This is a genomic window from Ideonella azotifigens (genome assembly GCF_006519715.1).
Classification (GTDB): domain Bacteria; phylum Pseudomonadota; class Gammaproteobacteria; order Burkholderiales; family Burkholderiaceae_C; genus Ideonella; species Ideonella azotifigens.
Map to the genome: position 1 here is coordinate 1 of NZ_VIDT01000489.1, position 4298 is coordinate 4298.

The window sequence follows — 4298 nt, forward strand, 5'->3', positions numbered from 1 at the left end:
TGCCGGCGCGCACGCGCCAGGCCCACCTTGTTCGGCCCCTCGTCTGCCTGCCGGCGCAGCAGGCGCGCCACCTCGGTGAACAGCTCGGCCGCCTGCCTGGAAGCGGTGGCGGCCTCGATCACGAACTGCCCGGTCATCGGCAGCACATCGGCCGTGCAGGCCGCGTAGTACGCCAGCCCGCGCCGCTCGCGAATTTCGTCGAGCAAGGGCGAGCTCATGCCTTCGCCCAGCAGCGCAGCGGCCAGCACATGGGCCACGTGGCGCTTGTCCGTCAGCTTGGGGGTTTCGAAGCCCAGCACCACCTGGCACTGCGAGCTGCCGGCCAGCCGGCATTGCTGGATGCCACCCACCCAGTCCGGCGCCGTGGCCAGGTTCGGTTCGCCGCGCGGCATGCCGCCAAAGGCCGCTTCCACGGCGCGCAGGAAGGCATCGGGTTCGACCGGCCCGGCCGCGGCCACCACCACGTTGCAGGCGCCATATTGCGCCTGCACATAGCCCAGCAGGTCCTCGCGGCTGAAGCGCTCGATGTTCGCGCGCAGGCCGATCACCGGCCGGCCCGCCGCATGGCGCCGGCCGTAGCAGGCGCGGTCGAAAGCCTGGAAGGCCACGGCGGCCGGGTCTTCCTCCACCTCCGCCAGCTCGTGCAGGATGACCTGGCGCTCGCGCTCCAGCTCGTCCGCCGGGAAGCTGGGGTTCAGCACGATGTCGGCCAGCAGCGGCACGAAGCTCAGCAGGTCCTCGGCCAGGCCTTCGATGTGGAAGGCGGTGTGGTCCTTGTCGGTGTGCGCATTGACCTCGGCGCCCAGGCGCTCGGCGTCCAGGTTGATGCGCTGGCAGTCTCGCGTGGCCGTGCCCTTGAAGGCCATGTGTTCCACCACGTGGCTGATGCCGGCCAGGCGCTGGCTCTCATGCAGGCTGCCGGTGCGGATGTACACGCTCAGCGACACGGTGGAGCGCCACGGCATGGGCAGCGCGACCACGCGCAGCCCGTTGGGCAAGGTGGCCAGATGGGGGGCGGGCAGGGCAGGCAGTGACACGGGCAAGGGGCTCAGGGCGGACCAGAGGTGAACAAGGGGCGCAGTGTCGCCGAGCCAGCGTCGGTTTGTCTCAAACCCTTCAAAAGCCATGCTGGAGTGGACTGCCAGCGGCTCTTGATGATTTCCGCAAGTGGCTGATTCATAAGGGAATATTCGCTGGCATCAAACCTGCAAATGCAGCCCCTGAGTCGGTTCAGGAGCACCCATGGCCCATGTCAGCGAGAGCAAGAAAGCCTGCGCGGTCAACCCGCTGAAGATGAGCCAGCCGCTGGGCGCCAGCTTCGCCTTCATGGGCCTGGCCAGCTGCATGCCGGTGATGCATGGATCGCAGGGCTGCACCTCCTTCGGCCTGGTGCTGCTCGTGCGCCACTTCAAGGAGGCCATTCCGCTGCAGACCACGGCGATGAACGAAGCCACCACCATCATGGGTGGCTACGACAACCTCGAGAAGGCGCTGCTCAACATCCGCAGCCGCACCCGCCCCGCGCTCATCGCCATCTGCTCCACCGGCCTCACCGAGACCAAGGGCGATGACGTGCTGGGCTACATCGCGCTGGCCCGCAAGAAGCACCCCGAGCTGGCCGACACCGAGATCGTCTACGTCTCCACGCCCGACTACAGCGGCGCCTTCCAGGACGGCTGGGCCAAGGCGGTCACGGCGCTGGTCCAGCAGGTGCCGCAGGAAGAGGCTGCACCGCGAGACCCGCAGCGCATCAACGTGCTGCCCGGCTGCCACCTCACGCCGGGCGACATCGACGAGCTGCGCGAACTGATCGAAGCCTTCGGCCTGCAGCCCGTCTTCGTGCCGGACCTGTCCGGCTCGCTGGACGGCCACATCCCCGAAGACTGGCTGGGCACCACGCTGGGCGGCACGCCACTTCCTGCATTGCGCACGCTGGGCACGGCGGCCCACACCCTCGCCATTGGCGAGCAGATGCGGCCGGCCGCCGAGGCCCTGCAGGCCCGCTGCGGCGTGCCCTTCACGCTGTTCGAGCGCCTCACTGGCCTCACCGCCACCGACGCGCTGGTGCAGCAACTCGCCCGCCTCTCCGGCCAGCCCGTGCCCGAGCGCATCCGCCGCCAGCGCAGCCAACTGGTGGACGCGATGCTGGACGGCCACTTCCACTTCGGCAACGTGAAGGTCGCATTGGGCGCTGAGCCGGACCTGCTGTTCGCCGCCGGCAGCATGCTCGCCGAGATGGGCGCCGAGCTGGCGGTCTGCGTCACCACCACCGCCTCGCCGCTGCTGGCCCGCATGCCGTCGGCCGAGGTCGTCATCGGCGACCTGGAGGACTTCGAGCAGGCTGCGCAGGCGGCCGGCTGCGACCTGCTGATGACCCATTCCCACGGCAGGCAGGCGGCCGAGCGCCTGGCCAAGCCCCTGTTCCGCTTGGGCCTGCCCATCTTCGACCGCATCGGCAATGCGCATCGCTGTTACGTCGGCTACCGCGGCACGCGCCAGTTCGTCTACGAAGTGGGCAACCTGCTGATGGAACAGATCCCCCACCACGGCCCGGCCGACTGGCCGCTGCCCGCCGCCGCGCTGGCCGCCGCCCAGGGCCAGCCGCAGCCCATGCCCGTCTTCAGCACCTTGCCTGACCCGGCCGTGCAGCACCTCAGCACCGAGATCCCCCGCATCTCCCACCCCCCGCGCGGCAGCTCGGTGGCCGAAGCCTCGGTCTGAGTCGTCCCCTCCATCCCCTTCCAGGAGCGCCCATGAAAATCGCCTTCGCCACCCAGGACCAGCAGCGCGTGGACGCGCACTTCGGCTGGGCCAAGCACCTGGCCGTCTATGAGATCGACGCCCAGGGTCACAACTTCGTGCAGGACTTCCCCTTCGGCGACGACCTGGCCGAGGACGGCAACGAAGACAAGCTCGCGCCCAAGCTCGAAGCCATCCGGGACTGCGCCATCGTCTACGTGGCCGCCATCGGCGGCTCGGCCGCGGCCCGCGTCGTGGCCAGCAAGATCCACCCGATCAAGGTCAACCAGCCCGAGCCCATTGCCGAGTTGCTGGACCGCATGCAGGTGGTGCTGCAAGGTACGCCGCCGCCCTGGCTGCGCAAGGCCTTGCTGAAGGACCAAGCGCCAGACGCCGCACTGCGCCCCGACTTTGAAGACGAAGAGGTGACCCCATGACCGATGCCATCGCCACAGAACCCGCGGCCGAAGCCGCAGCCGAGGAAGCACTGCTGCAAACCCCCTTCCTGCGCGAACTCGTCAAGCAGCTGCGCGCGCAGGACACCCACGGCACCTGGGAGGGCAAGCGCGACATCACGCTGCTCGCCCCCTACGTGCTCAGCGCCGAGCAGCGCCGCGCGCTGCCCATGATGGGCGACCCGGACCCGGACACCCTGTGGCGCCTGGACCTGTTCCACAACGCCATCGGCCTGTGCATCGAGCGGGCCACCGGCTGCATGGTCAGCCCGATGATGAAGATGAGCCACGAAGGCTTTGGCCGTGCCGTGCTCACCGCCGGCCGGCTCATCGTTGTCAACCGCCACCTGCGCGATGTGCACCGCTTCGGCTACGCCAGCCTGGCCAAGCTGGCCGAGGCGGGGACCAAGCTGGTCGACGAAGGTGTGGGCATGGTCGAGCGCTACAAGGAGGTGGCCACCTATGGCTGAGCTGGACCAACTCAAGACCGAGGCCAGGAAGCTCAACGCCAAGGCCACGCAAGCCAAGATGGACCTGCACGACCTGTCCGAGGACCTACCGACGAACTGGGAGCGCATCCTCGCCGTGGCCCAGGTCGCGCACGACGCCCACGCCGCGCTGATGGCCGCACGGGCGCGCGTGGCCGAGGCCGAAGCGGCCGCGTCCGCCAAGGCCTGAGGCCGGGGGAGCAGATGACATGAACAACTTCTCCGTCACGCTGCCCAGCGGCAAGGTCTGGGTGCCCACGTTCGTCCAGCAGATCAACGAGGCCAGCTGCATCGGCTGTGGCCGCTGCTTCAAGGTCTGCCCGCGCGGCGTGCTGGCCATGGTCGGCCTCAACGAAGACGGCGAGCGCGTGGCCGTCGGCGAGGACGAGGACGAAGACGAGGAATACGAGAAGAAAGTGATGACGATCGCGCACGGCGAGCTGTGCATCGGCTGCACCGCCTGCGCCAAGATCTGCCCGAAGAAGTGCTACACGCACGCGGCGCTGCCGGTCTGAGCCATGGCTGCCGAAGCACGCACCACGCGACCTTCGCTGCCGCCGCACGGCGCCTTGCCCACGGGCGAGCGCCTGCGCCTGTGGACCACGCTGATGTGCCA

6 protein-coding genes are annotated in these 4298 nt (G+C 69.0%); 5 read left to right on the forward strand and 1 reads right to left on the reverse strand.

Features of this window, described 5'->3' with window-relative positions; all coding sequences use genetic code 11:
• On the reverse strand, window positions 1-1037 hold a 1037-nt coding region (locus FKP22_RS22545; protein WP_233446933.1), incomplete at its 3' end, for a M16 family metallopeptidase.
• Between the two features lie 205 nt (window positions 1038-1242).
• Between FKP22_RS22545 and nifN the strand changes: the two genes are divergently transcribed.
• The 5 genes from nifN to fdxB are packed head-to-tail and all read left to right on the forward strand — an operon-like array spanning window position 1243 to window position 4197.
• Window positions 1243-2721, forward strand: a complete 1479-nt coding sequence (gene nifN, locus FKP22_RS22550) for a nitrogenase iron-molybdenum cofactor biosynthesis protein NifN (RefSeq protein WP_141289924.1) — start codon at window positions 1243-1245, stop codon at window positions 2719-2721.
• Window positions 2722-2753: 32 nt separating this feature from the next.
• Complete coding sequence (nifX, locus tag FKP22_RS22555; protein WP_141289925.1) at window positions 2754-3176, forward strand: nitrogen fixation protein NifX; 423 nt, start codon at window positions 2754-2756, stop codon at window positions 3174-3176.
• Window positions 3173-3664, forward strand: a complete 492-nt coding sequence (locus tag FKP22_RS22560; protein ID WP_141289926.1) for a NifX-associated nitrogen fixation protein — start codon at window positions 3173-3175, stop codon at window positions 3662-3664. Before nifX ends, FKP22_RS22560 begins: the two co-directional genes overlap by 4 nt.
• Window positions 3657-3872, forward strand: coding sequence for a CCE_0567 family metalloprotein (locus FKP22_RS22565; RefSeq protein WP_141289927.1), 216 nt, complete (start codon window positions 3657-3659; stop codon window positions 3870-3872). Before FKP22_RS22560 ends, FKP22_RS22565 begins: the two co-directional genes overlap by 8 nt.
• 19 nt (window positions 3873-3891) lie before the next feature.
• Complete coding sequence (gene fdxB, locus FKP22_RS22570; RefSeq protein WP_141289928.1) at window positions 3892-4197, forward strand: ferredoxin III, nif-specific; 306 nt, start codon at window positions 3892-3894, stop codon at window positions 4195-4197.
• The last annotated feature ends 101 nt before the right edge of the window (window positions 4198-4298 follow it).